This window comes from Microcystis sp. M53598_WE2, from assembly GCF_030067735.1.
In the GTDB taxonomy this organism is placed as follows: domain Bacteria; phylum Cyanobacteriota; class Cyanobacteriia; order Cyanobacteriales; family Microcystaceae; genus Microcystis; species Microcystis aeruginosa.
In genome coordinates this window covers 1-4443 of the sequence record NZ_JASJFE010000678.1, presented here as the reverse complement: position 1 = coordinate 4443, position 4443 = coordinate 1, and the positions used below count along the sequence as shown (strand labels likewise).

The following is a 4443-nucleotide window of genomic DNA, read 5'->3' as shown; positions in this document are numbered from 1 at the left end:
TTATGCCCGAATGCTTCGCCCCTACAAGACCACGATTCTCTGAAAATCTTGCACTTGTTTTGCGAAATAGACCCCTAAAACCCTTACCTCGTCTATATTTCACATTTATTCAGCCAACCCTAATTAATTATCTCCTCGCCAAAAAAAAATCAGGAGCAGAATTTCTACTCCCGATAACCTATTCACTTTAGACTTGCCAATTTATTGGAAGATACTGGCAACCTTGGCGCTTACGTCCGGTTGAGTTTCAGCGTAGATATTTTGACGAGTGGCGGCGATTTCTGTGTAAGCTTGACGCACTTCCGAGTTAACTGCCACCGTTTTCACATCGTAGATACGGGTAGCCAGTTGGGGATAGAAACCGATAGCGACAATCAAAGCGAGGAAAGAGACAGCGATAAAGATTTCTCTGGGTTTAGCGTCAATATATTCTGATTCATGAGGGAGGACACAGCTAGTACCAAAACAAACTGCCTGTTCGTTACTTTTGTTGGGGAGAATGTTAGTAATATCGCAGGAAGAACCATCTCCGTAGAAAACTTGACGAAGCATGGAGAGTAGATAAATCGGGGTGAGGATTAAACCAACGGAAGCGAGGAAGACAGTCACAACCCGGAAGGTTTGGCTATAAACGTCACTGCTAGTGACACCGATGAATACAGTAATTTCACTGGCAAAACCGCTCATTCCGGGTAACGCTAGGGAAGCCATGGCGCCGGCAGTAAAGAGAGCGAAGACTTTCGGCATCGCTTGGGCAATCCCACCCATCTCGTTTAAAGCTAAGGTATGGGTGCGGTCGTAGGTGACACCAGCAAGGAAGAATAGGACGGCGGCAATTAAACCATGGGAGAGCATTTGTAACATAGCGCCGCTAATACCCACATCGGTAAAGGAAGCAATCCCTAAAAGGACGAATCCCATGTGTGAAACCGAGGAATAAGCGAGACGGCGTTTCATGTTTTGTTGACCGAAGGAAGCGAAAGCACCGTAGATAATATTAACGACACCGAGAATCGCTAGAATCGGGGCAAAGTAGATGTGTGCATCGGGTAGAAGCCCCATATTAAGACGGATTAAACCGTAACCACCCATTTTGAGGAGAACACCAGCGAGAATCATCGATACAGGTGCAGAAGCTTCACCGTGAGCATCGGGGAGCCAAGTATGGAGGGGGAAGATGGCGAGTTTGACTCCGAAAGCGACTAATAAACCGGCGTAAAGGAATAATTCTAAAGCGAGGGGATAATCTTTAAATCCTAATTCCGCCATATCAAAGGTCATTGCACCACCACCGTAAAGGGCCATGGCTAGACCGGCAACGAGGATGAAGATAGAAGCGGCGGCGGTGTAGAGTAAGAATTTAGTGGCGGCATAACGACGTTTTTGACCACCCCAGATGGAAACGAGTAGATAAACGGGAATTAACTCGATTTCCCACATTAAAAAGAATAATAATAAGTCTTGGGCGACGAAAACACCAATCTGAGCGGCGTAGAGCAACAGCATCAGGAAGTAGAATAAACGGGGTTTGCGGTCCACTTGCCACGCGGCCAAGATAGAAAGGGTTGTCACCAATCCTGCTAATAAAACTAACGGTGCCGATATACCATCCACCGACACCGCCCAACTTAAACCAATTTGGGGAACCCAATCGATTTTTTCCACTAATTGTAGGTTGGGGTTGCTTAAATCATATTTTTGTAAAAAGACGTAGCACATTAATATAAAGTCTGCTAGTCCGACTCCAAGAGCGAACCAACGAACAGTTTTTCCTTCTTTGTCGGGGATTACAGGGATCAGGAAGGAGGCAAGCAAGGGGAGCAAAATGATGGCACTGAGCCAGGGGAAGTTAGCCGTTAGCATGGCAGTAAGAAAAAATACCTATTTCGTTATGTGTTCATTTTATGCGACTTTGTAAAATTTTGTGAATATTTTTTGTCCTACCTTTACCATAGGCTTTTATCTATAATTGGCGCATCATCATCGATTAACCCAAATAAGCTTGTTTGACCCGCTCATCCCTGAGTAAATCCCCGGCTTCTCCCGCGATAGTCAAGCGTCCCGCTGCCAAAACATAGCCGCGATTGGCAGTTTCTAGGGCTAAATTGGCGTTTTGTTCCACTAACAGGATAGTTACTCCCGATTCATTTAATTTACGGATAATACTGAAGATTTCTCGCACTATCTGCGGCGCTAGTCCTAAACTGGGTTCGTCTAGTAACAATAACTTGGGACGACTCATTAAAGCTCTGGCGATCGCCAGCATCTGCTGTTCCCCACCGCTTAGGGTTCCCGCTAACTGCTCTCGGCGCTCCGATAGTCGGGGAAACAGTTGCCACTGCTCTTCGATATCGCTTTTTACTCCTAGGCGATCGCTTCTCGTATAAGCACCTAACTGCAAATTTGTCAAGACTGTTTGACGCGCTAAGATTCTTCTCCCTTCCGGACTATGGGCAATTCCCCGCTTAACGATTTCATGGGGCGGTAAATGGGTAATATCTTGACCTTGATAAATTATTCGCCCCGTCTTTGCCGTTAAAATCCGAGATATCGTCTTTAGAGTCGTCGTTTTTCCTGCTCCGTTCGCTCCAATCAGGGTGACAATTTCCCCTTTTTCTACCCTTAAGCTAACCTGCTGTAATGCCTTTATTCCGCCATAATTAACCGATAAATCGCTAATTTCTAACATAAACCCAGTCAAATCCCAATAGGATCACTATAGCAGTGATCACTGCCATAGTGATAACTGATTATCTGCCTAAAACTTCCAAGACAACTGGGGCAACTCCCGATTGGAAAACACCGATAATCGCTGCCGCACCTCTGGAGAGATCGATGACGCGACCACCGCTAAACGGACCGCGATCGTTAATTCGCACCACCACCGAGCGCCCGTTACGCAGATTAGTTACCCTAACCTTGGTGCCGAAAGGTAGATAGCGATGGGCGGCGGTTAAACTACTAGAGTTAAAAGTCTCACCACTAGCGGTGCGACGACCGTGGAAACCAGGACCATACCAAGAGGCCATTCCCTTTTTACGGGGGCGACTGCTGGTTTTTACCGCTGGGCTTGTTTTCGGCTTCTCTGCTGGTGTCACTGAGGCAGGATTGCTGGCTGGGGCATTAGCCGGGGCCGGCTTGACTTGATTGGGTTGTGATTGGGGTTGTCCCGTCGAAGGAATGGCCTCTTGGGTCTGGGGTGTAACGCTTGCAGGGACGGTATTTTCTTTGTCCACTAGGGACTCCAAAGTTTTTAGAATTTCGTTAGCATTATCTTGAACCGAACGTGATATCTTAATACTTGAATCATTTGTTCGACTATTAAAAAAAGCGGACAGAATGGTTTGAGAAGTGGACTCGATAACAGTTTGACGATCTACGCTAATATCCGTCAGGCTGTTGCTGTGTCCTGCTGTCTGGGAACAAATTATCGAGGCTGTAGTCCCCACTACGGTAAGGGCAGTTACAGCTTGTAGTTTGTTGATCAGTTGTTTATTCATAGACTTTCTTATTGTGCGTTAGCAAGTTCCCAATGCAAAGCTGAAGGAACTTGCTAACATTCCTTTGTGCTTGCAGAGCTAACTTGGTTGCTTTCTGTTCAACCGTATCACGGAAAATTGGTTGGTCATTACGAGAATTTATATCGTTATCGGGCAAGAGAATCAAAAATTTAAATAAAGGGTTGACTGGCGCTAAAAACCAAGTTAAGATGAAAGGTTTTTAATTTTTTGTGTCCTAGAGGGGATCAAGGTTAGGAAAACTTAGGGAATTAGTGAAATTTCGAGAGGTAATAACGCTAGTATTGACAAGGCTTTCAAGGATTATCAGCCCTCCTCGATTTCTCTCTATCGATGCAGATAATGGTTAATAAAACTGTTTTCTTCGCTACAAAAAACCAGATTTTTAAGATCAATGTCAAATCGGGCTAAAGGTCAGAGATTAAAAATTATAATAGGGGCTTGACAAAGAACTAAAAATAAGCTGTTATTAGCCAAACTTAACTATAGAATCAGAAATGCTGATACAGGCTAATACTAAATCCTGTTTAAAAGGTATAGGGGATTGGGGAAGTGGGGAAGTGGGGAGTATTTTGCTGTGAACAGTGAACTGAAAACCCGCATCTGATCACTGAATACTGACTCCTAACCCCACGAAACGCTTTTTCGGCAAACCCTATATATATAGATGGCCGAGGTCCGAACGGGTGTAGGGAAAGAAACCTCTTTCATCTGTGGTGGTGAAAATTTTTTCGTTGGGACTGACTGGAAAGAGGGTGTGGGGTGTAGGGTGTGGGGTGTAGGGAAAGAAACCTCTTTCATCTGTGGTGGTGAAAATTTTTTCATCGGGACTGACTGGAAAGAGGGTGTGGGGTGTAGGGTGTGGGGTGTAGGGAAAGAAACCTCTTTCATCTGTGGTGGTGAAAATTTTTTCATCGGGACTGAC

General features: G+C 45.2%; 3 protein-coding genes and 1 pseudogene. All 4 read right to left on the bottom strand.

The annotated features are described in order from the left end of the window. Positions 1-201: 201 nt before the first annotated feature. The gene (locus PX636_RS13845) at positions 202-1863 is read right to left on the bottom strand and encodes an NAD(P)H-quinone oxidoreductase subunit 4 (protein WP_004162915.1); all 1662 of its coding nucleotides are present in this window, start codon (positions 1861-1863) and stop codon (positions 202-204) included. A gap of 124 nt (positions 1864-1987) precedes the next feature. Then, the gene (locus PX636_RS13840; RefSeq protein ID WP_004162917.1) at positions 1988-2689 is read right to left on the bottom strand and encodes an ABC transporter ATP-binding protein; all 702 of its coding nucleotides are present in this window, start codon (positions 2687-2689) and stop codon (positions 1988-1990) included. A 61-nt stretch (positions 2690-2750) separates the two neighbouring features. Then, positions 2751-3500, bottom strand: a complete 750-nt coding sequence (locus PX636_RS13835; RefSeq protein WP_004162918.1) for a septal ring lytic transglycosylase RlpA family protein — start codon at positions 3498-3500, stop codon at positions 2751-2753. Positions 3501-4173: 673 nt separating this feature from the next. After that, positions 4174-4443: pseudogene (locus tag PX636_RS13830) on the bottom strand (hypothetical protein); the annotation flags it as partial.

What these genes read in the sequence shown, in the direction of transcription:
- PX636_RS13845 (WP_004162915.1), bottom strand. Translation starts at nt 1,863, where the DNA reads ATGCTAACGGCTAACTTCCCCTGGCTCAGTGCCATCATTTTGCTCCCC.
- PX636_RS13840 (WP_004162917.1), bottom strand. Translation starts at nt 2,689, where the DNA reads ATGTTAGAAATTAGCGATTTATCGGTTAATTATGGCGGAATAAAGGCA.
- PX636_RS13835 (WP_004162918.1), bottom strand. Translation starts at nt 3,500, where the DNA reads ATGAATAAACAACTGATCAACAAACTACAAGCTGTAACTGCCCTTACC.